The 24,632-nt window shown below is 74.6% G+C and carries 22 protein-coding genes and 1 pseudogene; 11 read left to right on the forward strand and 12 right to left on the reverse strand.

Going from position 1 to position 24,632, the window contains the following annotated elements:
• Window positions 1-72: 72 nt before the first annotated feature.
• Window positions 73-1,722: a trypsin-like peptidase domain-containing protein gene (locus tag A3CO_RS0128970; protein ID WP_018335767.1), complete on the forward strand. Its 1,650-nt coding sequence runs from the start codon at window positions 73-75 to the stop codon at window positions 1,720-1,722.
• A 66-nt stretch (window positions 1,723-1,788) separates the two neighbouring features.
• On the opposite strand, the gene A3CO_RS0128975 is transcribed toward A3CO_RS0128970, so the two are convergent.
• The 4 genes from A3CO_RS0128975 to A3CO_RS0128990 all read right to left on the reverse strand — a co-directional run bounded on the left by A3CO_RS0128975 (window position 1,789) and on the right by A3CO_RS0128990 (window position 9,316).
• Window positions 1,789-3,156: a pyridoxal phosphate-dependent decarboxylase family protein gene (locus tag A3CO_RS0128975; RefSeq protein ID WP_033415223.1), complete on the reverse strand. Its 1,368-nt coding sequence runs from the start codon at window positions 3,154-3,156 to the stop codon at window positions 1,789-1,791.
• 2 nt (window positions 3,157-3,158) lie between these two features.
• Window positions 3,159-6,203 carry a bifunctional [glutamine synthetase] adenylyltransferase/[glutamine synthetase]-adenylyl-L-tyrosine phosphorylase gene (locus tag A3CO_RS0128980; protein ID WP_018335769.1) on the reverse strand — a complete coding sequence of 1,015 codons (3,045 nt, stop codon included), beginning with the start codon at window positions 6,201-6,203 and terminating at the stop codon, window positions 3,159-3,161.
• A gap of 114 nt (window positions 6,204-6,317) precedes the next feature.
• Window positions 6,318-7,661 carry a glutamine synthetase family protein gene (locus A3CO_RS0128985; RefSeq protein WP_018335770.1) on the reverse strand — a complete coding sequence of 448 codons (1,344 nt, stop codon included), beginning with the start codon at window positions 7,659-7,661 and terminating at the stop codon, window positions 6,318-6,320.
• A 62-nt stretch (window positions 7,662-7,723) separates the two neighbouring features.
• Window positions 7,724-9,316, reverse strand: a complete 1,593-nt coding sequence (locus A3CO_RS0128990; RefSeq protein ID WP_018335771.1) for an alpha/beta hydrolase — start codon at window positions 9,314-9,316, stop codon at window positions 7,724-7,726.
• A 229-nt stretch (window positions 9,317-9,545) separates the two neighbouring features.
• Between A3CO_RS0128990 and panB the strand changes: the two genes are divergently transcribed.
• Both panB and A3CO_RS0129000 read left to right on the forward strand, forming a co-directional pair.
• Window positions 9,546-10,364 carry a 3-methyl-2-oxobutanoate hydroxymethyltransferase gene (gene panB, locus A3CO_RS0128995; RefSeq protein ID WP_018335772.1) on the forward strand — a complete coding sequence of 273 codons (819 nt, stop codon included), beginning with the start codon at window positions 9,546-9,548 and terminating at the stop codon, window positions 10,362-10,364.
• 37 nt (window positions 10,365-10,401) lie between these two features.
• Window positions 10,402-10,734, forward strand: coding sequence for a DUF3140 domain-containing protein (locus A3CO_RS0129000; protein ID WP_018335773.1), 333 nt, complete (start codon window positions 10,402-10,404; stop codon window positions 10,732-10,734).
• A gap of 4 nt (window positions 10,735-10,738) precedes the next feature.
• On the opposite strand, the gene fgd is transcribed toward A3CO_RS0129000, so the two are convergent.
• Together fgd and A3CO_RS34815 are read right to left on the reverse strand one after the other, a co-directional pair.
• Window positions 10,739-11,749 (reverse strand): glucose-6-phosphate dehydrogenase (coenzyme-F420), encoded by a 1,011-nt coding sequence (gene fgd, locus A3CO_RS0129005; RefSeq protein WP_018335774.1) that lies wholly within the window; start codon window positions 11,747-11,749, stop codon window positions 10,739-10,741.
• A 32-nt stretch (window positions 11,750-11,781) separates the two neighbouring features.
• On the reverse strand, window positions 11,782-12,708 hold the full coding sequence (locus tag A3CO_RS34815; protein WP_018335775.1) for an alpha/beta hydrolase: 927 nt from the start codon (window positions 12,706-12,708) through the stop codon (window positions 11,782-11,784).
• A 186-nt stretch (window positions 12,709-12,894) separates the two neighbouring features.
• Between A3CO_RS34815 and A3CO_RS0129015 the strand changes: the two genes are divergently transcribed.
• Window positions 12,895-13,170, forward strand: a complete 276-nt coding sequence (locus A3CO_RS0129015) for a hypothetical protein (protein WP_018335776.1) — start codon at window positions 12,895-12,897, stop codon at window positions 13,168-13,170.
• A 63-nt stretch (window positions 13,171-13,233) separates the two neighbouring features.
• Here the strand turns inward: A3CO_RS0129015 and A3CO_RS34820 are convergent, their stop codons facing one another.
• Together A3CO_RS34820 and A3CO_RS0129025 are read right to left on the reverse strand one after the other, a co-directional pair.
• Window positions 13,234-13,848 (reverse strand): DUF4190 domain-containing protein, encoded by a 615-nt coding sequence (locus A3CO_RS34820; RefSeq protein WP_018335777.1) that lies wholly within the window; start codon window positions 13,846-13,848, stop codon window positions 13,234-13,236.
• Between the two features lie 152 nt (window positions 13,849-14,000).
• The gene (locus A3CO_RS0129025) at window positions 14,001-14,849 is read right to left on the reverse strand and encodes a hypothetical protein (RefSeq protein ID WP_157647904.1); all 849 of its coding nucleotides are present in this window, start codon (window positions 14,847-14,849) and stop codon (window positions 14,001-14,003) included.
• A gap of 329 nt (window positions 14,850-15,178) precedes the next feature.
• Between A3CO_RS0129025 and A3CO_RS0129030 the strand changes: the two genes are divergently transcribed.
• Both A3CO_RS0129030 and A3CO_RS0129035 read left to right on the forward strand, forming a co-directional pair.
• Entirely contained in the window at window positions 15,179-16,315 is a 1,137-nt protein-coding gene (locus A3CO_RS0129030) for an alpha/beta fold hydrolase (protein WP_018335778.1), read from the forward strand.
• Window positions 16,316-16,416: 101 nt separating this feature from the next.
• Window positions 16,417-16,863, forward strand: coding sequence for a DUF6918 family protein (locus A3CO_RS0129035; protein ID WP_018335779.1), 447 nt, complete (start codon window positions 16,417-16,419; stop codon window positions 16,861-16,863).
• A gap of 58 nt (window positions 16,864-16,921) precedes the next feature.
• Here the strand turns inward: A3CO_RS0129035 and A3CO_RS0129040 are convergent, their stop codons facing one another.
• Window positions 16,922-18,100 carry an alpha-hydroxy-acid oxidizing protein gene (locus A3CO_RS0129040; RefSeq protein WP_018335780.1) on the reverse strand — a complete coding sequence of 393 codons (1,179 nt, stop codon included), beginning with the start codon at window positions 18,098-18,100 and terminating at the stop codon, window positions 16,922-16,924.
• Window positions 18,101-18,156: 56 nt separating this feature from the next.
• Here A3CO_RS0129040 and A3CO_RS0129045 point away from each other — a divergent pair, with 56 nt between their 5' ends.
• Together A3CO_RS0129045 and A3CO_RS40530 are read left to right on the forward strand one after the other, a co-directional pair.
• A complete protein-coding gene (locus A3CO_RS0129045) occupies window positions 18,157-18,933 on the forward strand; it encodes a putative protein N(5)-glutamine methyltransferase (RefSeq protein WP_018335781.1) in 777 nt (258 codons plus the stop codon).
• Window positions 18,918-20,006 carry a patatin-like phospholipase family protein gene (locus A3CO_RS40530; RefSeq protein WP_085942420.1) on the forward strand — a complete coding sequence of 363 codons (1,089 nt, stop codon included), beginning with the start codon at window positions 18,918-18,920 and terminating at the stop codon, window positions 20,004-20,006. Before A3CO_RS0129045 ends, A3CO_RS40530 begins: the two co-directional genes overlap by 16 nt.
• Here A3CO_RS40530 and A3CO_RS34825 read toward each other — a convergent pair.
• Window positions 19,942-20,715: pseudogene (locus A3CO_RS34825) on the reverse strand (helix-turn-helix transcriptional regulator); the annotation flags it as partial. The gene A3CO_RS40530 and the pseudogene A3CO_RS34825 overlap by 65 nt on opposite strands.
• A 3-nt stretch (window positions 20,716-20,718) precedes the next feature.
• Here A3CO_RS34825 and A3CO_RS34830 point away from each other — a divergent pair.
• Both A3CO_RS34830 and A3CO_RS0129070 read left to right on the forward strand, forming a co-directional pair.
• A complete protein-coding gene (locus A3CO_RS34830) occupies window positions 20,719-21,492 on the forward strand; it encodes an SDR family NAD(P)-dependent oxidoreductase (protein ID WP_018335784.1) in 774 nt (257 codons plus the stop codon).
• A 43-nt stretch (window positions 21,493-21,535) separates the two neighbouring features.
• Window positions 21,536-22,312 carry an SDR family NAD(P)-dependent oxidoreductase gene (locus tag A3CO_RS0129070; protein ID WP_018335785.1) on the forward strand — a complete coding sequence of 259 codons (777 nt, stop codon included), beginning with the start codon at window positions 21,536-21,538 and terminating at the stop codon, window positions 22,310-22,312.
• Between the two features lie 118 nt (window positions 22,313-22,430).
• On the opposite strand, the gene A3CO_RS0129075 is transcribed toward A3CO_RS0129070, so the two are convergent.
• The gene (locus tag A3CO_RS0129075; RefSeq protein ID WP_018335786.1) at window positions 22,431-23,414 is read right to left on the reverse strand and encodes a type 2 periplasmic-binding domain-containing protein; all 984 of its coding nucleotides are present in this window, start codon (window positions 23,412-23,414) and stop codon (window positions 22,431-22,433) included.
• Between the two features lie 80 nt (window positions 23,415-23,494).
• Between A3CO_RS0129075 and A3CO_RS34835 the strand changes: the two genes are divergently transcribed.
• Window positions 23,495-24,358 carry a LysR family transcriptional regulator gene (locus A3CO_RS34835; protein WP_018335787.1) on the forward strand — a complete coding sequence of 288 codons (864 nt, stop codon included), beginning with the start codon at window positions 23,495-23,497 and terminating at the stop codon, window positions 24,356-24,358.
• A 7-nt stretch (window positions 24,359-24,365) separates the two neighbouring features.
• Here A3CO_RS34835 and A3CO_RS0129085 read toward each other — a convergent pair whose 3' ends face one another.
• Window positions 24,366-24,602 (reverse strand): hypothetical protein, encoded by a 237-nt coding sequence (locus A3CO_RS0129085; protein WP_018335788.1) that lies wholly within the window; start codon window positions 24,600-24,602, stop codon window positions 24,366-24,368.
• Between the last annotated feature and the right edge of the window lie 30 nt (window positions 24,603-24,632).

Genomic DNA, 24,632 nt, shown 5'->3' on the forward strand with positions numbered 1-24,632 from the left:
CTATGGCGGTCCACACAGGTGAAGCACTCGCTCACCGGACACCAATAGGTCACTCAGTGTGAGGAGCCCGCGATGCGTCCGTCCCTGCCGTCCTGGAAGTCCACCCTCGCCGCCGTCGCGGTCGCCGGTGCCGCGCTGCTCGCCACCGCACCCCCAGCCCTGGCCCAGGATGGTGGGGGTGGCCCCGATCCGACGCACGCGCCGATCGCGGAGAAGGTGAGCGGCGAGGTGCTCCCCGCCGTCGACCGCCTCCAGATCACCTCCGCGGCCGGCCTCCTCGTCAACCCGAACACCGGCGAGTACGCCCGCGTCGACGCCTTCTCGGTCGGCTGCACCGGCTTCACCGTCTCCTCCGACGGCTGGATCGCCACGGCCGGCCACTGCGTCGACCCGGCCATGATGGCCATGCAGGCCCGCATCACCGTCGCCAACCGGTACGGCGCGGCCGGCTACGACGCCAACGCCGTCTACCAGCAGCTGCAGGACTTCGTGTTCGTCGACGGCACCGGGAACGCCGCCCCGGCCATCACCGTGCAGCTGCTGCCCGCCACCGCCAACCCCGGCGACAAGCCGATGGACGCCAAGGTCGTGGACTTCCAGGCCTACAACAAGGGCGACACGGCGCTGCTCAAGGTCGACGGCCACAACATGCTCAGCATCGAGGTCGCTCCGGGCGGCCCGGCCCCGACCGGCACCCCGGTCATGTCGGTCGGCTACCCCGGCGCCCGGGACGACGCGATGGACCCGAGCATGACGCCCACCTGGAAGGAGGGCGCGGTCAGCTCGCAGCAGACCCAGGACGGCATCGCCTACACCGAGGTGACCACCGAGATGGGCCACGGCATGAGTGGTGGTCCGACGGTCGACCAGCAGGGTCGGGCCATCGGCATCAACAGCCAGGCCGTCGGCGACGGCGGCAACTCCTTCAACTTCGTCGCCCCGACGTCCCGCCTCGCCGAGATGATGGCCCGCCACGGGGTCCCGACCGCGCCGAGCCCCGTCGACGCCGCGTACCGCTCCGGGATGGACCTCTACTACCAGGGCTACTACTCCGACGCGGTCGAGCAGTTCGACCAGGTCCTCGCGCTCGCGCCGGGCAACAAGGCCGCCGTGGACTACAAGAACAAGGCCGTCCAGGCGCACGACCAGTTCGGTGACACCGGCCTGGGCCTGCTCGGCTGGGGCCTGATCGGTGGCGGCACGGTGCTCGTGCTGGTCATCGGCGGGTGCGTCGTGGGCGTCGTCGTCAGCCGCCGGCGCCGCGCCGTGCCGACCGGCCCGCAGGTCGACGTGGCCCAGCCCGGCTTCGGGCTGCCCACCGGCTACCAGGTCCCGCTGCAGTACGCCCCGGCCGCCACGCCGCAGTACCAGCAGCAGTACGGCCCGACGGTCCCGCAGCAGGCCCCGGCCGGCTTCGGTGCCGCCCCGTTCGGCCAGACCGGCTCCGTGCCGGCCGCGCCCGCCTCGCCCCCCGTCGGGTTCCCGGCGCCGAGCGCCCCGGCGGCGCCGAGCACCCCGCGGCACGAGGCGACCACCGTCGCCCCGGAGGCCCCCGCGGTCGCCGTCGCGACCCCGCCGTCGGGCTACCCGGCCCCGCTGAGCGACGCCCCGGTGACTCCCGTCGCCGACGCCCCGACCGGCCCGGGCCACTGCCCGAACTGCGGCGCCGCCCGCGCCGGCGGCGCCCGCTTCTGCGGGGGCTGCGGGGTGGGGCTCGCCTGATCCACCGCACGACGACGGGCCGTCCGGCTGCTGCCGGGCGGCCCGTCCACGTGTCCGGCGAGGCGCCTACCCCGCGAGCTCGTCGCGCAGGGCGAGGATGCGGTCGACCGAGCGGTCGATGTCCTCCGGGGTGGTCGACCAGTTCGACACCGAGAACCGCAGCGCCGGGGCGTCGTCCCACACCGTGGTGCCCACCCAGCAGGTGCCGTCCGCCGCCACCGCGCGGGCGAGGTCCGCGACGTCCACCCCGCGGACCCGCACCAGGACCTGGTTGAGCACCACGTCGTTGAGGACCTCCGCGCCACCGGCCGCGAACCGGTCGGCGGCGCGGCGGGCGAGATCGCAGCACCGGTCGACGAGGTCGGCCACGCCACGGCGGCCCAGGGCCCGCAGCGCCGCGTACACCGGCACGCCCCGGGCGCGGCGGGAGTTCTCGAGCGTGCGCGTCGACGGGTCGAGCTCCCCGAGCGGCAGGTAGGGCGACGACACCGACAGGGCCGTCGTCAGGGCCGTGGCGTCCCGGACCACGGCGAGCGCCGAGTCGTACGGGAGGTTGAGCCACTTGTGCCCGTCGACCGCCCACGAGTCGGCCCGCTCCGCACCGGCGACCAGGTGGCGCCGCGAGGGCGACGCGGCCGCCCACAGCCCGAAGGCCCCGTCGACGTGCAGCCAGGCGGCCCGGTGCCCGGAGAGAACGGTGGCGATCTCGTCGAGCGGATCGCACGCCCCGGTGTTGACGTGCCCCGCCTGGGCGCACACCAGCACCGGGCCCGGCACGGCCGCGAGCGCCGACGCCAGCGCGGCGGGGAGCATCCGGCCCTGCGCGTCGGCCGCGACGCGGACGGCCCGCCGGGCCCCGAAGCCGAGCAGCCGCAGCGCCTGCACCACGGTGGCGTGCGCCCCCGCCCCGAGCAGCACCGTCACCGCCGGCGCGCCCGCCAGCCCGTCCGCCTCGACGTCCCACCCGGCGGCGGCGAGCAGCGCGTGCCGGGCGGCGGCGAGACAGGCGATGTTCGCGGTCTGCGCACCGGTCGCGAACCCGACCGCGGCGTCCGCGGGCAGGCCGAGCAGCTCGAGCGCCCAGCGCCCGGCGACCTCCTCCACGACGGCCGCACCCGGCGACATCACCGCCACGGCCGCGTCCTGGTCGGCCGCCGACACCAGCCAGTCCGCCGCGAGGGCCACCGGCAGCGACCCGCCCGTGACGAACCCGAAGTAGCGCGGGCCACCACTGGCGACCAGGCCGGGCTCGATCGCCGCGGTGAGGTGCTCGAGCACCTCGACCGCGCCGACCCCGTCGTCGGGAAGGTCCCCGAGCCGGGCCCGCAGGGCCGCGGGGTCGGCCGGGACGCCGACCGGGCGGGTGGGCAGCGAGGCGAGCCAGCGGTCGGCGAACGCGCGGGCGGCGTCGAGCGCGGGACCGTGGAGATCCACGGTCACACCGCCGAGAACACCCGGTCCACCACCGCGCGGGCGTGGCGGGTGATGCGGCGGTACTCGTCGATGCACTCGCCCGGGTCGTCCTCCGGGAAGCCGAGCGCCGAGGCGATCCCGGCCAGCTCGCGGCCCGAGCGCGGCAACTGGTCGGTCGGCTTGCCGCGGACGAGCGTGGCGATCCCGCGGGCGCGGGTCGCGGTCCGCCAGCCCGCCGCGAGCGCCTCCGCGTCCTCGGCGGTGAGCAGGTCGGCGGCCTGCAGGGCGTCGAGCGCGTCGAGGGTCGACGGCGTCCGCAACGACGGGATCGCGCCGGCGTGCTGGAGCTGCAGCAGCTGCACCGTCCACTCGACGTCGGCGAGGCCGCCGGTGCCGAGCTTGGTGTGCAGCGCGCGGTCGGCGCCGCGTGGGAGGCGCTCGGCGTCGACGCGGGCCTTCATCCGCCGGATCTCCGTCGCCTGCTCCTCTCCCAGCCCGCCCTCGGGGTAGCGGTAGGGCGCGATCATCTCGGTGAAGCGGCGGCCGAGGTCCTCGTCGCCGGCGACGGGGCGGGCGCGCAGCAGGGCCTGGCACTCCCAGGTCTGAGCCCAGCGGCGCAGGTAGTCCGCGTACGACGACAGGGTGCGCACCAGCGGACCGCTGCGGCCCTCGGGCCGCAGCTTGGTGTCCACCTCGAGGGCCGGGTCCGGGCTCGGCGCGCCGAGCGCGGCGATCGCCGACTCGACGACGCCGCGCGCGTAGGTCGTCGCCTCCTGGTCGCTCGCGCCCGGTGCGGGCTCGCAGACCGCGACGACGTCGGCGTCGGACCCGTACCCGAGCTCCCCGCCGCCGAGCCGGCCCATGCCGACGATCGCGATCGTGGCGGGCGGCGGGGTGTCGCCCGCCCGCTCCCGGACCGCCGCGTCGAGGGCGGCCTGCAGCACCGCCGCCCAGACGCTCGTCAGTGCCCGGCACACGCTCGGGACGTCGGTGAGCCCGAGCAGGTCCGCGCAGGCCACGCGCAGCAGCTCCACGCGCCGCAGCGAGCGGGCCACGTTGCCGGCCGAGCGCGGGTCGGTGTGCCGGGCGACGGCCGCGCGCAACGACTGGGCGACCTCACCGGGATCGCGGGCCACGAGGTCAGCGGACGGGCCGTCGCCGCCGAGCAGGCGCAGCACCTCCGGCGAGCGCGGCATCATCTCGGCCACCCAGCGGGAGGTGCCGAGCACGTACATCAGCCGGTCCGCCGCCAGGCCCTCGTCGCGCAGCAGGGCGAGGAACCACGGCGTGGACGCGAGCGCCTCGGAGACCTTGCGGTAGGCGAGCAGCCCGTGGTCGGGGTCGGCGGTGTGGCCGAGCTGGTCGAGCAGCACGGGCAGCAGCGCCCGCTGGATGCGGGCCGCGCGGCTGGTGCCGGCCGTCAGCGCGGCGACGTGCTTCAGCGCCCCCGCCGGCGAGCTCCAGCCCAGGGCCGCGAGCCGCCGGGTCGCGGACGCCTCGGTGAGCACGAGGTCCGAGCCGGCCACCCGGGCCACCGACTCCAGCAGCGGCCGGTAGAAGAGCTTCTCGTGGAGCCGCCGCACCCGCACGGTGGTGCGCGAGCGCTCGGCCTGCAGCACGCCGACCGCGTCCCGGCGCCCGTCCGGGCGCAACTTCGCCGCGCGGGCGAGCCAGCGCAGGCCCGCGGTGTCGTCGTCGGACGGGAAGAGGTGCGTGCGGCGCAGCCGCTGCAGCTGCACCCGGTGCTCGAGCAGGCGCAGGAAGCGGTACGAGGCGGCGAGGTTCGCGGCGTCGTCCCGGCCGATGTAGCCGCCCTCGCCGAGCGCCGCGAGCGTCTCCAGGGTGTTCTGCCCGCGTAGCGACTCGTCGCCGCGACCGTGCACCAGCTGCAGCAGCTGCACGGCGAACTCGACGTCGCGCAGGCCCCCGCGGCCGAGCTTGAGCTCGCGGTCGGCGACGTCGTGGCGGATGTGGTCCTCGACCCGCTTGCGCATGGCCCGGACGTCGGCCACGAAGTCGTCGCGCTCGGCCGCGCTCCACACCATCGGGGCCAGCGCCTCGCAGTACTCCCGGCCCAGCTCGAGGTCGCCGGCGACCGGCCGGGCCTTGAGCAGCGCCTGGAACTCCCAGGTCCGCGCCCACCGGCGGTAGTAGGAGACGTGCCCGTCGAGAGTCCGCGTGAGCTGTCCCTGCCGGCCCTCCGGGCGCAGGTTCGCGTCGACCTCGAGGAACGCCTCGGTGGCGACCCGCATCATCGTCGCGGCGAGCCGCGTCGCGACGTCCCCGGGCCCGTCGTGCACGAAGATGACGTCGATGTCGGAGACGTAGTTCAGCTCCCGCCCGCCGCACTTGCCCATGCCGATGACGGCGAGGCGGACGTCCGCGGCGCGCTCCGCCCCGACCTCGGCGCGGGCCACCGCGAGCGCCGCGGCCAGCCCCGCCGACGCCACGTCGGCGAGCTGCCCGGAGATGACGTCGACCGGCCAGAACGGCAGTTCCGGCTCGCACACCGACTGCAGGTCGGCGGCGGCGAGCAGCAGCACGTCGTCGCGCCACGCCAGGCGCAGCAGCTCCACGGCCGCCGGTCCGGTGACGCCCGCGACCGGGGCGTGGGCGTCGGGCTCCGCGCCGACCGCGTCGAGGTGGGTGCGGCAGCGGTCGGCCGCGCTGGGCAGCCGGGAGGCGTCGTGCACCCGGCCCGGGGCGAGGACGGTCCGCAGCAGCCGCCACCGCTCCGGCTGCGACACCAGGTGGTCCCCCAGCGCCGTCGATCCCCCGAGCACCCCGAACAACCGGCCGCGCAGCCCCTGGTCGACCCGCAGCGCCGCCTCGAGCTCGGACCACGACTCCCCCAGCGCGTCCCGCATCCGCTCCACGACGGAGAGCGCGAGGTCCGGGTCCGCGGCCCGCGCCAGGGCCCAGACGACGAGGGCCGCGGCCGGCACGGCGTCGTCGCCGTCCCACCAGCCCAGGTCGGCCAGGCGCTGGCCGGCGTCGGGCTCGGTGAACCCGAGACGGGCCGGCGCGCGAGCAGGACGGCGGTCGCGCGCGACGGGAGGGGTCGTCACTCCGGCGAGCCTAGTCCGGCCGGTTCCCGACGACGGGTCGCAGGACGTGCGCGTGGCGCCGTCCTGACGTCCGGTGTCAGCCGTGTGCCACGGCTGACACCGCCCGGCCGGTGCTCAGAGCGTCGGCAGGTACGTGGCCAGCTCGTAGGGCGTGACGTTGCGGCGGTAGGCGTCCCACTCGCTGCGCTTGTTGCGCAGGAAGAAGTCGTAGACGTGCTCGCCGAGGATCTCCGCCATGAGGTCGGACTGCTCGAAGGCCTGGAGCGCGCCGTCGAGGTTCTGCGGCAGCGTCTGGTAGCCCATCGCGCGGCGCTCGCCCTCGGTGAGCGACCAGACGTTGTCCTCGGCGGCGGGCGGCAGCTCGTAGCCCTCCGCGATCCCCTTGAGGCCGGCGCCGAGGATCACGGCGTAGGCGAGGTAGGGGTTGGCGGCGGAGTCCAGCGAGCGCACCTCGACGCGGCGCGACGACGCCTTGCCGGGCGAGTACATCGGCACGCGGACCAGCGCGGAGCGGTTCGCGTGGCCCCAGCACACGGCGGTCGGGGCCTCGCCGCCCACCACGAGGCGCTTGTAGGAGTTCACGAACTGGTTGGTCACCGCGGACATCTCGCGTGCGTGGCGCAGGACCCCGGCGACGAACGCCTTGCCCGTCTTGGACAGCTCGTAGGGCTCGGAGGCGTCGTGGAACGCGTTCTGGTCGCCCTCGAAGAGGCTGACGTGGGTGTGCATCGCCGACCCGGGGTGCTGGGTGAACGGCTTGGGCATGAACGAGGCCCGCACGCCCTGCGTGATCGCCACCTCCTTCACCAGGTAGCGGAACGTCATGATGTTGTCCGCCATCGTCAGGGCGTCGGCGTAGCGCAGGTCGATCTCCTGCTGCCCGGGACCGCCCTCGTGGTGGGAGAACTCGACGGAGATGCCCATCGCCTCGAGCGAGTCGATGGCACGGCGCCGGAAGTGGGGCGCGATGTCGTGGCTGGCCTGGTCGAAGTACCCGCCGGTGTCGGCGGGGACCGGCGCCGACCCGTCGTCGGGAAGGTCGCGGAGCAGGTAGAACTCGATCTCGGGGTGCACGTAGCAGGTGAAGCCGGCCTCGGCGGCGCGCGAGAGCGCGCGCCGCAGCACGTGGCGCGGGTCGGCCCACGACGGCGAGCCGTCGGGCATCGTGATGTCGCAGAGCATCCGCGCCGAGTAGTGGTCGCCGTCGGCGTCCTCCCAGGGCAGCACCTGGAAGGTCGACGGGTCGGGCTTCGCGACCATGTCCGACTCGTAGACGCGGCTGAAGCCCTCGATCGACGAACCGTCGAACCCGATGCCCTCCGCGAACGCGCCCTCCAGTTCGGCAGGAGCGATCGCGACGGACTTGAGGTACCCGAGGACGTCGGTGAACCACAGCCGCACGAAGCGGATGTCGCGCTCGTCCAGCGTCCGCAGGACGAACTCCTGTTGCCGATCCATGCTCGCGACCCTAAGGAGACGGTGTTACAGGGACGTCACAGGGGTCCCCGTCGGGACCGTGATCACCCGGTCTCGCCACACCGGGCGTTCGGCGGGGCCGGTGTCCCGTCGACGAGGTAGCGCGTGACGATGGCGTCGACGCACGGGAAGTTCTGGAACGTGGCCGTGTGCTGGTCGCCGACCTTCGTCAGCAGCGAGCCGTTCAACGCCTTCGCGAGGTCCACCCCCGCCTGGTACGGCGTCGCCGGGTCGCCCGTCGTCGAGACGACCAGCGGCGGCGCGAGCCCGGGCACCTGCGGGGTGTGGGGGCCGCCGGTGACGGGGGCCTGCGGTGGCCAGAAAGCGCACGAGTCGAGGGCGGCGCTCGCCCCCCGGCCGGAGTCGAGGAAGGGCGCGGCCGCGTTGTAGCGCTGCGCCCGGTCGAGGGCCTGGGCCGGGTCGGTCACCCGCGGGTCGTCCACGCAGCGGATCGCGGTGAAGGCGTCCTGCTGCGGGGAGTACGTGCCGTTCGGGGCGCGGTCGTAGTACTGGTCCGCGAGCCCCATGAGCGTCTGCCCCCGACCCTGCGCGAGCTCGCTGAGGCCCTGGCGCAGGTCCGGCCACAACGACGTGGCGTAGAGCGACTGGATGGTGCCCTGCTGGGCGTCGTTGTAGGAGAGCACCCGGCCGTCCGGCAGCCGGACCGGCGTTCCGATCAGCGGGCGGGTCATGGCCTGGAAGCGGGCGGTGGCCTGCGTCGGGTCGGTGCCGAGCGCGCAGCCGGGCTTGCTCGCGCAGTCCTTCGCGAACGCCTCGAACGCCCCCTGGAAGCCGCGGCCCTGGTTGACGACCTCCACGGTCGGATCCAGGTTCGGGTCGAGCGCGCCGTCGAGGACCAGGGCGCGCACGTTGCGCGGGAACTGCTCGGCGTAGGTGTAGCCGATGCGGGTGCCGTAGGAGTAGCCGAGGTAGGTCAGCTGCCGGTCGCCGAGCACGGCGCGCAGCACGTCCATGTCCTTGACGACGTCGCGGGTGCCGACGTTCGCGAGCAGGTCCGCCCCGCTGCGCTGGGTACAGCCGTCGGCGGTCTGGCGCGCGAGGTCGTTCGCGCGCTGGACGCCCGCCGGCGAGGGGTCGGTGATGTCCGCTGCGCGCTGCGCGTCCTGCTGCGCGCCGGTGAGGCACCTGATGGTCGGGGTGCTCGCCCCGATGCCGCGCGGGTCGAAGCCGACGAGGTCGAAGCGCCGGGCGACCTCGTCGCCGCGGGTGAGGAGCGCGAGCTGCGAGGACAGGCTGACCCCGGACGCGCCGGGGCCGCCCGGGTTGACCACCAGCGAGCCGATGCGCCGCGCCTGGTCGGTCGCCCGCACCCGGGACACCGCGATCTGCGCGGTCCGCCCCGACGGGTTCGCGTAGTCGACCGGCACCTCGAGCTTCGAGCACTCGAACCCGGGCTGGCCGTAGTACAGGCGGTCCTCGTCGGTGGTCGCGAACGGCAGGCACGACCCCCACGTGAGCTGCTGGGAGTAGAACCGTTCGAGCCCGGCCGGGACCGCGTCGGCGGGGGCCGTGACCGACGACGAGGCGGTCCCGGGGGCGGTCGCCGTGCCCGGGACCGCGTCGGCGCAGGCCGCCGCAGCGAGCACCACCGCGAGCAGGGCCCCCAGGCGCCACACACGTCGTCGGGAACTCCTCGGACGGATGGACCTGCTCCCCGGACGCACCCGGCCATCCTCGCAACCCCCCGGTGAGGGCCCCGTCCGGGTCCCGACCGGCGCCCGTCCTGTGAGGCTGACGACAGGATCGCCGCAGCGCAGCGCCGTGGGTGCACGCTTCCGGCGCACTGTTCCCTCTCACGTGCCCGGGGACCCGCAGCGGCGGGCCTCGAGGCAGGAGGACACGACGATGACGTCACCCGCAGAGCTGCCCAAGCGCGTCCGCATCCACCACCTGCAGCAGTGGAAGGACGCCGGCGAGCGCTGGCCGATGCTCACGGCCTACGACTTCCCGACGGCGAAGGTGTTCGACGCCGCCGGCATCCCCGTCCTGCTGGTCGGCGACTCCGCCGCCAACAACGTGCTCGGCTATGACTCCACCGTCCCGGTCTCGGTCGACGAGCTGCTCATGCTGTGCAAGGCCGTGGTGCGGGGCGCGTCGCGCTCGCTCATCGTGGCCGACCTGCCCTTCGGCTCCTACCAGGTCTCCGCCGCCCAGGCCCTCGAGACCGCGGTGCGGTTCATGAAGGAGGCCGGGGCGGCGGCGGTCAAGCTCGAGGGCGGAGCCCACTACGCGCCGCAGATCCGCGCGCTCGTCGACGCCGGCATCCCCGTGATGGCCCACCTCGGCTTCACCCCGCAGAGCGAGCACGCCCTCGGCGGCTTCCGGGTGCAGGGCCGCGGCGCCGGGGCGGACAAGCTGCTCGCCGACGCGGTCGCCGTCCAGGAGGCCGGGGCGTTCGCGACGGTGCTCGAGATGGTCCCCGCCGACGTCGCCAAGAAGGTGACCGGCGAGCTGCGCATCCCCACGGTCGGGATCGGCGCGGGCCCCGACTGCGACGCCCAGGTGCTCGTGTGGCCGGACATGGCGGGCCTCAACACCGGGCGCGTACCGCGCTTCGTCAAACGCTACGGCGATCTGGCGGGGGCGCTGACCGGCGCGGCCGAGCAGTTCTCCCGCGAGGTCCGCGAGGGCGTCTACCCGGCGGAGGAGCACTCCTTCCGGTGAGCACGGGTCGTCGGCCGTGCGGCGGGTACGCCCCCGCATGGCCGACGACACCGACACCGTCCGCTCCGAGTTCGACGACGCCGTCAACATGACGCCGAAGGAACTCGACGACTGGCTCGGCACCGACGAGTCGCAGTCCGTGGGCAACTCCTCGGGCGACGAGGAGTCCACCGGGCACTACATGGGCCGCCGGATCGTCGAGATCCAGCGCAAGAAGGTCGACGACCTCGACGACGACGACATCGCCGCCATGAAGAAGGTCAAGGGGTACGTGGCCCGGCACCTGAAGCAGAAGCCGTCGAAGGAGGACGTCGAGACCTCCACGTGGCGCTACTCGCTGATGAACTGGGGCCACGACCCCCTGAAGTGAGCCCTCAGTCCCCCAGGGCGCGCAGCTTCGGGAGCAGGTCCTCGGCGACCTGCTCCAGGAAGCGGGGTTGGTCGTCGCCCGGCCCGTGCAGCACCAGGTGGTTGAGCCCGGCGTCGACGTAGGGGCGGACCATCGCCGCCGCCTCGTCGGGGTCGGAGGTGACGATCCAGCGCTTCGCGACCTGCTCGATGGGCAGCTCGTCGGCGAGCTGCTCCATCTCCTGGGCGGTGGTCACCGACTGCTTCTGCTCGGCGGTGAGCGACAGCGGCGCCCAGAAGCGGGTGTTCTCCAGCGCGCGGTCGGCGTCGCGGTCGTAGGAGATCTTGATCTCGATCATCCGGTCGACCCCGTCGATCCCCGGGGTGCCCGCCTTCTCGCGGCCCTCGGCGAGGGCCGGCATGAGCTTGTCGGTGTAGAGCTCCATGCCCTTGCCCGACGTGCAGATCATGCCGTCGGCGGCGCGCCCGGCGAAGCGCGCCATCTGCGGCCCACCGGCGGCGACGAAGATCGGGACCGGCTGCTCCGGACGGTCGTAGATCGAGGCGTCGACGGTGGTGTAGTACTCGCCCTCGAAGTTCACCGTCTCCTCGGTCCACAGCGCCCGGATGAGGCGCACGGACTCCCGCAGCCGGGCGAACCGCTCCTTGAACTCGGGCCACTCCCGCCCGGAGACCGCGACCTCGTTGAGGGCCTCGCCGGTGCCGGCGCCGAGAATGACGCGGTTCCCGGTGAGCAGGGCCATCGTCGCGAACGTCTGCGCGATGACCGCCGGGTTGTAGCGGAAGGTGGGGGTGAGCACGCTGGTGCCGAGCTGGACCCGGGAGGTGCGCTCGCCCGCGGCGGCCATCCACGTCAGCGCGGACGGCGCGTGGCCGCCCTCGTGCCGCCAGGGCAGGAAGTGGTCCGACACCCACGCGCTGTCGAGCCCCGCCTGCTCGGCGAGGACGGCGTACTCCACCAGATCCCGCGGACCGAACTGCTCGGCAGAGGCCTTGTATCCGATCTTCACCGTCACGGTCGCGAGCGTAGTCGCCCGTCCGGAGGCTCTCAGGAGATCAGCGCGGCGAACTCCCGGTGCAGCGCGGCGACGGCCTCGTCCGCGGCCGGGACCGCGCCGGTGAACCCGACGAACCCGTGCACCAGCGTCGGGTGCTCGCGCAGCCGCGCGTCCACCCCCGCCGCGGTGAGCGCCTCGGCGAACGCCCGACCGGCGTCGCGCAGCGGGTCCAGTCCCGCGGTCGCGACGATCGTCGGCCCGAGCCCGGCCAGGTCGGCCCGCAGCGGGGAGAGCCGGATGTCGCCGCGCGGGTTCGCGGAGCCCAGGTACAGCTTCGAGCACGCGACGACGTCGCCCGCCGTCAGGAAGAAGCCCTCGCCGTTCTCCCGCACCGAGGGGTAGCGGCCCTCGAAGTCCGGCGGCGGGTAGACCAGGAGGGTCCCGACGACGGACTGGCGCCGGTCCCGACGCGCGAGCGCCGCCCCCGCGACGAGGTTGGCCCCCGCCGAGTCCCCCGCGAGGGCGACCCGGTGCGGGTCGACGTCCCAGTCCGCCGCGTGGTCGACGGCCCAGGCGAGTCCGCCGAGGACGTCGTGGAGCGGCTTCGGGAACCGGTGCTCCGGGGCGAGGCGGTAGTCCACGGCGACGACGACCGCGCCGGTGTCGTCGGCGAGCCGCGCCGCGATCGGGTCGTACACGTCGCCGCCGCCGAGCACCCAGCCGCCGCCGTGGGCGTGCACGACGAGCGCGTCCGTCCGCCGCTCCGCGGGACGGTGCACCCGCACCGGCACCGGCCCGTCGTCGCGGACCTCGGGGGCGGCGTCCGCGGGGCGGACCGTCTCGCGGACCAGGGCGGCGAAGCGGTCGCGGGCCGCGGCGATGCCCTCGTCGGTGTCGGTCCCGGCGAACATCGCCGGCTCACCGCGCTCGGCCCAGCGCGCGAGCAGGGCGGCGACGTCGGGGTCCGCGGCGGTCACGACCGCACCCTAGGGGGTGGTCCGGCGTTGCCGAATCGAGACCTGACCGACGAGCAACGCGGCGTGGGGTACGACGTCTGTGGGCATGCCGGGCTCGATCGATTCACGGACGGGCCCGGTGTCCGTCGTCCGTCTAGTGCCGATTCCCCGTGTCCGCCCGCGATCTCGAAGGACCTTGCGCTCCCGATGGCTCTGCCCTGGCCCCAGAACACCCCGACCCTCCCCCGCATCGCCGCCGTCGGCTCCGCCGAGCGGTCGCGGACCTCGTCCCTCGATCTCAGCCGGCTGCGCGCCGTGATCACCTCGCCGGTGACCGCGCTCGTCGTCATGGCCCTCGGTCTCCTCGGCCTGTTCGCCCTGCCGATGGTGGGCCTGCCCTTCGTCGCGCTCGTGGTGCTGCCGGTGGTCGTCCACCAGCTGCGCGCCGAGCAGCGCCGGAACCTGCGCCGCCCGCGTCGCTGAGGAGACACGACACCGCCCCCGGTCCCTGTGCGGGACCGGGGGCGGTGCTGTGTCCGGGGTGGGTCAGTACGTGCCGCTGGACCCGGCCGCGGCGACGAACACGACGATGAAGAACACGATGAACAGCACGAACAGGCCGATGAAGATGTAGCCGATGATCAGGCCGGCCAGCGCGAGGCCGTCCCCGCCCTCGCCCCGTTCGCGGATCTGGCGCCGGGCGATGTGCCCGCAGATGACGCCGCCGATCGCGGTGATGCCGAAGACGAACGACAACAGTGAGAGGACGAGCGAGGCGATCGCGAGCCCGTTGGTCGGCGCCGGGTACCCCTGTGCCGCGGGCGGGTACGCGCCGGTCTGCCCGTAGCCCGGCTGCCCGTACCCGGTCTGCCCGTAGCCCTGCTGGTCGTACGCGGGCTGGCCGTAACCCTGCTGCCCGTAGTTCTGTTGGCCAGAGCCCTGCTGGCCGTACCCCTGCTGGCCGTAGTTCTGTTGCTCGTAGCCCTGCCGGCCGTGGCTCGGCGGCTCCGTGTCGCTTCCCGACGGTGCGGCGGTCGGCTGGGAGGACGGCCCGGAGTAGGACGTGGGCGGCGGGTAGCCGGTGCTGCCCGACCCGGTCTGTTCACCCTGCGGCCGGGCGAACGGGTCGGCGTCCTGCGGCTCGCGGTTCGACTCGCTCATGGTCCCGTCCCGAGTGGTGCGCGGCCCCCTCGGGCCCGGCGTGATGCGGCATCATCGCAGATCGCGGGCCCGAGGACCCGACGAACGGGGCGAAACACCGGCCGTTCGGGCGGTGGCCGGTGATCACCGCACGACCCGGCGGTCGCCGACGATCACCTCAGGGCGGCTCCGGACGGCCTCGCCACGGTCGGCGCCTTCGGCGAGGGCGTCTCCACCGACGGCGGCCTCGGGGACGGCGGCTTCGGGGACGGCGGGGACGGCGCCTTCGGCGTCGGCTCGCCCGCCGACGGCTTCCCGGGCGACGGCGCCGGTGACGACGAGCCCGACGACGAGCCGGGCGACGACGTCTCAGCGGGCGGCGGCGGCGACGGGGTCGTGCTCGACGGCGGGGCGCTGGAGGTCGTGCCCGACGGGCGGGTCGTGGTCGACCCGGGCGACGACGGACGAGAGCCGTGGTCACCCGAGCCGCCGCCCGCGCCGCCGCCCGACCCGCCACCCATCGGGGACGCCGGCGCGCCCCCGGCGCGGTCTCCCCCGCCGACGGCGGCACCGCCCGTCGCGGGGGCGGGCCGCGTCGCGTCGGGGAGTTCACCCGGCCCGGCCAGCGGACCCTGCTGCGAGCGCAGCGCCACCTCGGGTGCCGGCGGGACGACGGGGGCCGGGCCCGGCAGGCCGAGGTCGGTGATCACGGGCGCGGCCGGGGCGACGGGGCCGACCCCGGGGCCCTGCGGCGTGGGCATCGAGGTCGCCCCGAGGAACGCGCTGAGGCCGTTGGTCATCGCGAGGCTGGTGGAGGTGCCGGTGACGGTCTGGAAGACGGCGGTGCTGACGGCGGCCGCGCCCATCAGCGACACGCCGGCCACGGCGAGCCGACGGCGTCGGGCCTGCGCCGCCTCGGTGTGCGTGTCCGCCGGCGCGCTGACGCGGGTCGCGACGACGCTCGGCCCGACGCCTCCGAAGAGCGCGGGCACCCCCTGCACCGACACCGTGCTCGGGTCCACCGTCCGGTCCTCCGTTCCCACTGACTCCGTCGGTCTCCGGGCCCGGCGCACCGCACGTCGGGCCGCGGCGTCCGGGCGTCTGCCCTCGTCCGGATGCCGCGTCGACAAGTCAAACGGACGGACCATGTAGTCGTCCTTCTGACGATCAGGCGGGATGTCATGCGTCCGTGTGGGCCCGGTGTCACTCCGTGCAGTGGGCAATCGACACAGCGTCAACCTGCGTCGATGTCGACCGACCGTGGCCGAACGACCGCTCGCAGCGTCACCCTTCGCCACCGCCGGGGTACTCCGACCGCCGGACCTCCCCCGATCGGCCCTACGATCCCGCCGTGTCCAGCGCGCGTACGCCCGTCCCGGCCGGCGACCCCGACCCCACCCCGACGGTGCTCGACGCCGCGTTGCGGGAGGCGGGCTCGGTGGTGGGCCGCGTGTCCTCGGCGCTGGAGAACGTGTGGGACCGCCTCTGGGAGGGCCATCTCGCCGACACCACGCGGTGGCCGCGCACCGCGCTCACGGGCGGCCGCGGCTGGACCCTCCACCGCTACACCGCCATGCCCGACGCACCCGTCGTCGGGAACCCGGTGTTGCTGGTGCCGCCGCTCGGGGCGCCGGACCTCGCGTTCGACCTGCGCCGCGGGAACAGCCTCGTGGAGTTCCTGCTCGAGCACGGCCGGACGGTCTACATGGTCACCTACGACGCCGCCTTCTGGCGCGGGCGGCGGCGCGGCCTGGAGACGTGGGTGGACGACGTGCTGCCCGCGGCGGTCGAGGCCGCGCACGCCGACGCGGACGGCGCGGGCGACCTGCACCTGGCGGGGTGGAGCCTCGGCGGGCTGTTCGTGCTGCTCACCCTGGCCGCGCACGATCTCCCGGTGGCGTCGGGGACCGCGTTCGCGGCGCCGGTCGACGTCGACAAGGTGCCGATCGTGGCGCCGTTCCGGTCGATCGCCGAGTACACCGGCGGCGCCATCTTCACCACGGCCTACCGCGTGCTGGGCGGGTTCCCCGCGTCGGCCGTCCGTGCGGCGTTCCAGCTGGTGAGCGCCGACCGCTTCATCACGAAGCCGATCACGGTGCTGACCCACCTCGACGACCGCGAGCTGCTCGAGCAGATGGAGGCGGTCGACGTGCTGATGCACAACATGGTGGCCTACCCCGGCCGGGCGTTCGGGCAGGTCTTCCACCACGTGATCCGCGGCAACGAGATCGCCCGCGACGCCGTGCGGATCGACGGGCGGCGGGTGCGGCTGGCCGACGTCGAGGACCCGATCCTGCTCATCGCCGGCGCCGACGACGGGATCGCCCCGGTGGCGAGCGTGCGCAAGGGCGTCGAGCTCCTGACGAAGGCCGCCGACCTGCGGTTCGAGGTCGAACCCGGCGGCCATCTCGGGGTGCTCACCGGCCGCCGCGCGAAGACCCACTCCTGGCCGGTGTTCCTCGACTTCATCACCGACCACGACGACTAGAACCACACCGGTGTGATTCATGCGCCGGGGCGTTCGCCGGGCGCTCGCAGGCGTGTCGTACCGTCACCGCGGCCCTGCTCCCCCGTGGAAGGACACCCAGCGTGGCCGTCACCCTCAAGGCAGCACTGCTCGACTCCGACAAGCGCGGTTTCGTGGTCACCGACCTCGAGGCGCTCGTCGACGACGAGGTCAAGGACAAGAGCGGCCTGTCCGGCGGCGTGATCAAGACCGGGTACGCCGCCGTCAAGAAGATCAAGCCGGGCATCATCTGGGGCGTCATCGACACCCTGCTCGACGAGTTCGTCGAGGCCCTCGAGCCGCACTGGACCGCCTACAACGCGTCCCCGACGGGCGACTTCGGCGCCTACCTCGCCGCGCACCCGCAGCCGGTGTCGGAGGCCCTGCTCGGTGTCACCGACCGGCGCGCGGAGAAGTCGAACCGCGCCGCGATCACGTCGGTCTACTCCAAGCTGCGCGGCAAGGCGCAGGAGAACGTCATCGAGGCGCTGCCGCGTCTCGGCGCCGTGGTGGAGAAGCACGCGGTGTGAGCTTCGCTCATGTGAGCACTTTCCGTGGCTCCAGCCACGGAAAGTGCTCACATGGCGGCTACGCCACCCCCTGCGGCAGCCGCCGAATCGTCCCGGGACCCCGCAGGTCGGCCAGCGTCGGGTAGCCGTCGACGGCCATGACGAGGTCGGTCTCGGCGAGCACCGAGCGCAGGTGGTGCACCACCCCGTCCTCGCCGCCCAGCGCCAGCGCGTACGCGTAGGGCCGGCCGAGCCCGACGGCCGTCGCGCCCAGCGCCAGCGCCTTCGCGACGTCGGCCCCGCTGCGCACGCCGGAGTCGAACAGCACCGGCACGTCACCCGCGGCCGCGACCACGTCGGGCAGCGTCTCCAGCGCCGGGAGCCCGCCGTTGGCCTGGCGGCCGCCGTGGTTGGAGCAGTAGAGGCCGTCGACCCCGAGCTCGACGGCACGCCGGGCGTCGTCGGGGTGGCTGATGCCCTTGAGCAGGATCGGCAGGTCGGTCGCCTCGCGCATCCACGTGAGGTCGTCCCAGCCGACGCTGTGCCCGAACATCCGCGACCACAGCCCGATCGCCGTCCGCGGGTCCTCCTCGGGGCTGTCGGTGAGCAGCGCGCGGAACGCCGGGTCGGAGAAGTAGTTCGCGAGGCAGTGTCCCCGCAGCTGCGGGAAGTTCGCGGTGTTGAGGTCGCGCGGGCGCCAGCCGGTCACCCAGGTGTCGAGGGTGACGACGATGCCGCGGAAGCCCGCCTTGTCCGCGCGCTGGATGAGGGAGACCGCCACGTCGCGGTCCTTCGGCGTGTAGAGCTGGAAGAACCCGGGCGTCTCGCCGAGGGCCTCGGCCACGTCCTCCAACGGATCGTTCGTCAGCGTCGACATCACCATCGGCACGCCGGTCCGGGCGCACGCGCGAGCGACGGCGAGGTCGCCGTGGAAGTCCTGGGAGCAGAGGCCGATCACGCCCACCGGGGCGCAGAACAGCGGCGTCGGGAGGTCGACCCCGCAGAACGACGTCGTGAGGTCGCGCTCGTAGGCGCCCCGCATCATCCGCGGCACGATCCCCCACCAGCCGAACGCCTCGGCGTTGCCGCGCTGCGTCCGCTCGTCGCCGGAGCCGCCGGCGACGTAGTTCAGGATCCAGTCGGGCAGGGCCGCGCCGGCCGCCGCCTCCAGATCCGCGAAGTCGACCGGCCAGCGCGGGAGCACGCCCTTGAGGCCCGCGCCGTAGATCTCGAGCTGGTAGTCCCCGTACTGAGCCACACCCCAGATGCCACCACGGCGACGGCCGTACCACCACCCGTCCTACGGTGGGGCCCGTGGACCTGGTGGCCCGGCTCCGCGCCGCCGGGTGCGTGTTCGCCGAGGAGGAGGCAGAACTCCTGCGCGACGCGACCGAGGAGCAGGTCGCCCGCCGGGTCGCCGGGGAGCCGCTGGAGCACGTCCTCGGGTGGGCGGAGTTCCGGGGCCTGCGGATCGCCGTGGCGCCGGGAGTGTTCGTGCCGCGACACCGCAGCGAACTGCTCGTCGACCTCGCGGTGGCCCGGGTCCGGCCCGGCGCCGTCGTCGTGGACCTGTGCTGCGGGTCCGGGGCGCTCGGGGCGGCCGTCGCCCGTGGCAGGAAAGCGTCGTTGCTGGCGTCCAGTGGCAGCAACGACGCTTTCCTGCCACGGGTGGAGCTCCACGCCGTCGACCACGACCCGGCCGCGGTCGCGTGCGCGCGCCGCAACGTCCCCGGCACGGTCTACACGGGTGACCTCGACGAGCCGCTGCCCGCGTCGCTGCGCGGCCGGGTCGACGTCCTGCTCGCCTCCCCGCCGTACGTGCCGACCGTCGAGATCGACCACATGCCGCCCGAGGCCCGGGAGCACGAGCCGCTCGCCACGCTCGACGGCGGCCCGGACGGTCTCGCCCTCGCCCGGCGGATCGCTGCCCTCGCCCCGGGCTGGCTCGCCCCCGACGGGGCCCTGCTCGTGGAGTGCGCCACGCACCAGGCCCCGGAGCTCGCCGCCGCCGTGCGCGGGGCCGGGCTGGCGGCCACCGTGCACACCGACGACGACGCCACCACCGTGGAGGGCCGATGGCCGACGCACTGACCGTCCTGAGCCGTCGTCGGGAGACGCAGCGCAGCGGAGCTCGACCAGCGGATCGTCGGGAAGGCCTTCCCGACGACGGGGAGAAGGTCGCGTTGGTCGTCGAGGGCGGCGGGAGCCGCGCGACGTACTCGGCGGGCATGGCCGCGGCGCTGGAGGACCAGGGCTTCGGCGGGTGCTTCGACGCGGTGTACGGGGTGTCGGCGGGGTCGCTCAACGCGGCGTGGTTCACGGCGGGGATGGCGCGCGCGGCGATGGCGCCGTGGGTCGACGCGTCGGTGATGCGCGGGACGATCTCGACCCGCCGGCTGCTGCGCGGCGGGCCGGTGGTCGACCTCGCGCACCTCGTCGAGCAGGTCTACGTCCACGAGTTCCCGATGCCGTTCGACCGGGTGCTCGCGGGCCCGTTCCACCCGATGGCCACCGACGCGGCGACCGGCGCCTCGACGGATCTGCGGCCGCTGCTCACCGGGCCGGAGGACGTCCCGCGGGCGCTGCGGGCGAGCTCGACGCTGCCCGTGCTGGCCGGCCCGCCCGTCGCGCTGCACGGTCGGCGGTTCGTCGACGGCGGGCTCGCGGAGCCGGTCGCGGTCCACACCGCGCTGGCGGCCGGGATCACGCACCTGGTCGTGCTGCGGACGCACGCGGCCGATCACGTGCCCGCGGAGCCGCCGAGCGTCGTCGACGCGATCGTGCGGCGCTGGCTGCGGCGCCACGCCCCGGGCGTCGAGGGCCCGTGGCGCGACCGGGTGACCGAGGCGGGCCGGACCGAGGCGCTGCTCGCGGAGCTGGGCGAGCGGGTGCTGCACGTCCGCCCTCCCGCCGACGCACCCGCCGTCTCCCGGACCTCGACCGACCTCGGGCTGCTCGGCGAGGCGCTGGAGGTGGGCTACGCCCAGGTGAGCACTAACTGGGGCTATGGCCCCATTGAGTGCTCACCAGGCGCAGCCACAGCGCCCGCTCGGTCGGCGAGTCCGGCTCCACGGTGTAGACGACGAGCCGCTGCTCCGGGTCGTGCGGGACCGACACCGCCTCGATCCCGAACTCGAGCCGCCCCGCCGTCGGGTGGTCGATGAGCTTCGCGACCGAGGTCCGGTCGGCGACGCCGCGGTCGTCCCACCACCGCGCCACGTCGGGGTCCGCGGCCCGGAGCTCGTCGACGAGCGCGAGGAGCCGCCGGTCGCGCGGGTGGCGCCCGACCTCGTAGCGCAGCGCACCGACGGCGGCCGCCGCGAAGTCGGGCCAGTTCACGATCCGCGCGCGAGCGTCCGCATCCAGGAAGAGCCACCGGACGAACGACTCCCCCGATTGCAGGTCCACGCCCAGCACCGGAGCCAGCAGCGGACCGGCGGCGAGGACCTCGCCCCGCCGTCCCAGCAGCAGCGTCGGCACGTGCGTGAGCGCGGTCATGAGGCGCAGCAGCCCGGGATCGGCCCGCTGCGGCGCCTCCCACCCGGCGTCCCACCGACGGGACGGGGCCGCCAGGTCGCGCAGGTGCGCCCGCTCGACGTCGTCGAGCCGCAGCGCCCGCGCGAGCGCCTCCACGACGTCGTCGGGCATGGTGCGCTGCCGACCCTGCTCGACGCGGCTGTAGTGGTCCGGGCTCAGCCCGACGAGCCGCGCGAGCTCCTCCTTGCGCAGCCCCGGGACCCGTCGTGGGCCCGGGACCGGCGTGATCCCGGCCTGCGCCGGGGTCAGCCGGTCGCGGCGGGACCGCAGGAAGGCGCCGAGTTCGGAGGGCACGGGGTCGACCCTACGGAGCAGCCGCCCGCGGAACGTGGTCATCGGATGCCCTGGCTGCGTCCCGACGTCGGGTGTGGTCTCGACGCCATGACCCGTCACGCCCTCGTCACCGGTTCCACCAGCGGGATCGGTGCCGCCACCGCCCGTGCCCTCACCGCCGCCGGCCTGCGCGTCCTCGTCACCGGCCGCGACAAGAACCGCGGCGACGCCCTCGCCGCCGAGCTCGGGACGACGTTCCTCCCCTCCGACCTCACCGGCTCCCCCGACGAGCTGCGCACCTTCGCCGCCGCCGCGACCGACGCCCTCGACGGACACGTCGACGTGCTCGTCCACAACGCGGCGGTGTGCCCGCCGGTGGACACCCCGTCGCTCTCCGACGCCGATCTCGAGGCCGCCCTCGGGGTGAACGTCCGCGCCCCGCACGTGCTCACCGCCGCGCTCGCCCCCGCGATGGCGGAGCGGGGCGAGGGCGCGATCGTCGTCATCGGGTCGTGGATGGCGCACGTCGGCCACCCGTTCGTCGGGCTGTACTCCGCGACGAAGGCCGCCGAGCTGCAGCTGGCGCGCAGCTGGGCGGCCGAGTTCGGGCCCCGCGGGGTGCGGGTGAACAGCGTGTCGCCGGGCGCCACGCGGACCCCGATCAACGACGCCGACGACGCGGTCGTCGCGGCGATGACCGCCCGCACCCCCGCCGGGCGCCCCGGTCGGCCCGAGGAGATCGCCGACGCCGTCACGTGGGTGCTGTCCGACGCCGCGCGCTACCTGCACGGCGCGGAGATCGCCGTCGACGGCGGGATCACCCCCACCAGCCTCGGCTGACGGGGCACGCGTGACCCGACCCGTCGTCGGGAACGCTCGGACCATGCGTCCCCTCGCCCTCGTCACCGGCGGCTCCTCCGGCATCGGTTTCGAGCTCGCCCAGCAGCTCGCGCAGCACGGCCACGACGTCGTGGTCTCCGGCCGCGCCGACCGCGTCCACGAGTCCGCGGCCGCGCTGCGTGGGCACGGTGGGGAGGCGTGGGGCGTCCAGGTCGACATGGGCACCCACGACGGCGTCGAGGAGTTCTGGTCGTTCGTCGCCGGCCTGGAGCGGCCGCTCGAGGTCGCGTGCCTCAACGTCGGGATCGGGATCGGCGGCGCCTTCGCCGACACCGACCTCGACGCCGAGCTCGAGCTCATCGCGATCAACGTGACCGGAACCGTGCACCTGGCCAAGCGCGTCGTCCACGCGATGCTCCCCCAGGGCCGCGGCCGGATCCTCGTCACCTCCTCGATCTCCGCGTTGCAGCCGACGCCCTACGAGACGGTGTACGGGCCGAGCAAGGCGTTCGGATTCTCCTTCGCCGAGTCGCTGCGCGAGGAGCTGCGCGAGTCGGGCATCGTCGTCACCGCGCTGCTCCCCGGGGCCACGAACAGCGAGTTCCACCACTCCGCCGGCATGGACGACACCGTCTTCGGCGACGACTCCTGGAAGAACGACCAGGCCGAGGTCGCCCGCCTGGGCTACGAGGCGCTGATGCGCGGCGACGACCACGTCATCGGCGGCGACGACGCGACCCGCCAGCAGGTCGAGGACAACAGGAAGCTCACCGAGGTGGAGAAGGCCGAGAAGCACGCGGCGATGGCGCGCCCTTCCTGAACACCGCCAGGTGGTCGGCGACCGGACCGAAGGTCAGCAGCCCGGAGTTCGCGCCGGCCACCTCCCCGGCGGCCGGTGAGCGTCGCGAGGTTCGGCCGGGAGGGGTGCGACGCGCCGGTCAGGTGTCGAGCAGGTCCGGGGCGAAGACCTCGTCGACGGTGAAGCGGTGCGCGGACAGGCCCTGCTCGTGCTGGTAGCGCAGGAAGGTGTCGAGCTCCGCGCGGTTCGCCCCGATGCCGTAGGGCCACCAGTCCTCGCCGAGGAGCGCGAGGTCGTCCTCCACGAGCCGGCTCATCCACGGCAGCATCGTGTGCACCTGGTAGAGCCGGCGGCCGGCACCGAGGTAGTGGTCGCGGGCCGCGTCCTTCGCCGCGAGGAAGCCCTCGTACGCGGCGCGGGCGAGGTCGGGGTGGTCCGCGAGGGCATCGGCGCGGACGACGACGGCGTGCATCATCGGGAACATCCCGGTCCGCCGGTGCCAGTCCTGCTCGACCGGCACGTAGTCCTCGAACAGCCGGCGCACCCCGGGCCCGCCGTACGTGGCGGGCACGTTGGCGCTGAACAGCGCGTCGATCTCGCCCGCGGCGAGCAGGTCGGACAGGGCCCGGTCGGGCTCCGCGACGATCTCGACGCCGTCCGGCGAGCGCGGCGGGACGAAGTCGAACGGGGCCATCGGGGTGTCGAGGCCGCCGATGACCCAGCGGTTGGCGGCCGGGTCGACGCCGTACTCGTCGGCGAGGATGCCCTTGGCCCAGACCCCCGAGTCCTGCCCGTACATCCCGAACTCGCCGATCGTGCGGCCGACCAGGTCCGCCGGCGTGTGGATGTCGGAGTCGGCGTGGACGTAGACGCAGGAGTGCCGGAAGACCCGGTTGGGGAAGGCGGGGACGCCGACGAACGCGCCTGGCTCCTCCTCGAGGACGCGGAGGAGGAACCCGAGGCCGAGCTCGGCGACGTCGAACTCCCGGTCGCGCAGCATCCGGGCGAAGACCTCCGGCACGATGCTCCCCGTCCGCATCTCGATCTCGTGGCCGGCGAAGCCCGCCGTGCCCTCGAACAGGGCGGCGGTCGTGTCGTAGCGCATGGACCCGACGGTGATCATGCGTCCACCATGCGCCCGCGCACACTCAGACGTCCAAGACCGTGTTGCGCTCGGATCGATCGCGCTCGACGCTGAATCGCGTGGAACTGCGGCAACTCACCTACTTCGAGGCGGTCGTGCGCTGCGGCGGGTTCACGCGGGCGGCCGAGGACCTCCTGGTCGCCCAACCGGCGATCTCCGCGCAGGTGCGGCGGCTCGAGTCGGAGCTGGGCGTCGCGCTGCTGACGCGCACCACCCGGCGGGTCGCGCTGACCGAGGCGGGCGAGCTGGTCCTGGCACGGGCCCGTCGCGTGCTCGCCGAGGTGGCGGCGGCGCGGGACGAGGCGGCGCAGGTGGCGCAGGTCGTGCGCGGTGCCGTCGCGGTCGGGACCACGGGCGTGCTGGGCGGCTTCGACCTGCCGGCGGTGCTCGCCGGGTTCGCCCGTCGTCATCCGGGGGTGACGCTGTCGCTGCGGACCGGGCTCGTCGACGCGCTGACCGACGACCTGGTCGCGGGGGCGCTCGACCTCGTGCTCGGCCCGATCCATCCGGAGCTCCCGCCGGGCACGGCGGCCACCCCGCTGGCGCCGGACCGGCTCGTGCTGCTGACCCCACCCGGACGCGAGGGCGGGGACCTCGCGGACCTCGACGGCCAGCCGTTCGTGTGCCTGCCGTCCGGGAGCGGGCTGCGCGACGTGCTCGACGGCCTGGCGGCCCGGCTGGGCGTCGACCTGCCCGTGCGGTTCGAGGCGTCGACGCCGGACGGGGTGCGCGACCTCGTGGCGGCCGGGCTCGGCGTCGCCCTGCTCGCCGGGTCGGCCGTCGACCGGCCGGGACCCACGGTCGGGGTGCACGAGGTGGTGCCCGCGACCGCGCACCCGCCGTTCGGCGTGTTGCACCGCACCCCGATGTCCCCCGCCGCCCGGGCACTGCACCTCGCGATGATCGGCGCCGGCGCACCCTGAGCCGGCGTCAGCGACCTGCGGGAGCGAGAACGAACCGGGGTCCGTCGTCGTCGGGGACGACGTCGAGCACGTGGTGGCCGGGCGGCACCAGGTCGGCGTCCACCAGGACCGTCAGGCCGTCGGCCGCGACGACGAGATCACCGGGCCGGTGGGTCGCGCCGGTCGCAAGGTCGACCGGAGCCGGACGGCCGGCGTGGACCGCGCGGACCCGCACGGTCGCGGTCGCGCTCGGCGTGGAGGGCACGGACGGCGTGGTCGGTGAGGGTGATCATGC

Source organism: Actinomycetospora chiangmaiensis DSM 45062, from assembly GCF_000379625.1.
GTDB classification, from domain to species: domain Bacteria; phylum Actinomycetota; class Actinomycetes; order Mycobacteriales; family Pseudonocardiaceae; genus Actinomycetospora; species Actinomycetospora chiangmaiensis.

Bases quoted from the DNA above. Each gene is read 5' to 3' on its own strand.
- A3CO_RS0129000 (WP_018335773.1), top strand. From the start codon at position 10,402: ATGGCCGACGACACCGACACCGTCCGCTCCGAGTTCGACGACGCCGTC.
- A3CO_RS34830 (WP_018335784.1), top strand. From the start codon at position 20,719: ATGCCCTGGCTGCGTCCCGACGTCGGGTGTGGTCTCGACGCCATGACC.
- A3CO_RS40530 (WP_085942420.1), top strand. From the start codon at position 18,918: ATGGCCGACGCACTGACCGTCCTGAGCCGTCGTCGGGAGACGCAGCGC.
- A3CO_RS0129070 (WP_018335785.1), top strand. From the start codon at position 21,536: ATGCGTCCCCTCGCCCTCGTCACCGGCGGCTCCTCCGGCATCGGTTTC.
- A3CO_RS0128985 (WP_018335770.1), bottom strand. From the start codon at position 7,661: ATGGATCGGCAACAGGAGTTCGTCCTGCGGACGCTGGACGAGCGCGAC.
- panB (WP_018335772.1), top strand. From the start codon at position 9,546: ATGACGTCACCCGCAGAGCTGCCCAAGCGCGTCCGCATCCACCACCTG.
- A3CO_RS34820 (WP_018335777.1), bottom strand. From the start codon at position 13,848: ATGAGCGAGTCGAACCGCGAGCCGCAGGACGCCGACCCGTTCGCCCGG.
- A3CO_RS0129075 (WP_018335786.1), bottom strand. From the start codon at position 23,414: ATGATCACCGTCGGGTCCATGCGCTACGACACGACCGCCGCCCTGTTC.
- A3CO_RS0128970 (WP_018335767.1), top strand. From the start codon at position 73: ATGCGTCCGTCCCTGCCGTCCTGGAAGTCCACCCTCGCCGCCGTCGCG.
- A3CO_RS0129015 (WP_018335776.1), top strand. From the start codon at position 12,895: ATGGCTCTGCCCTGGCCCCAGAACACCCCGACCCTCCCCCGCATCGCC.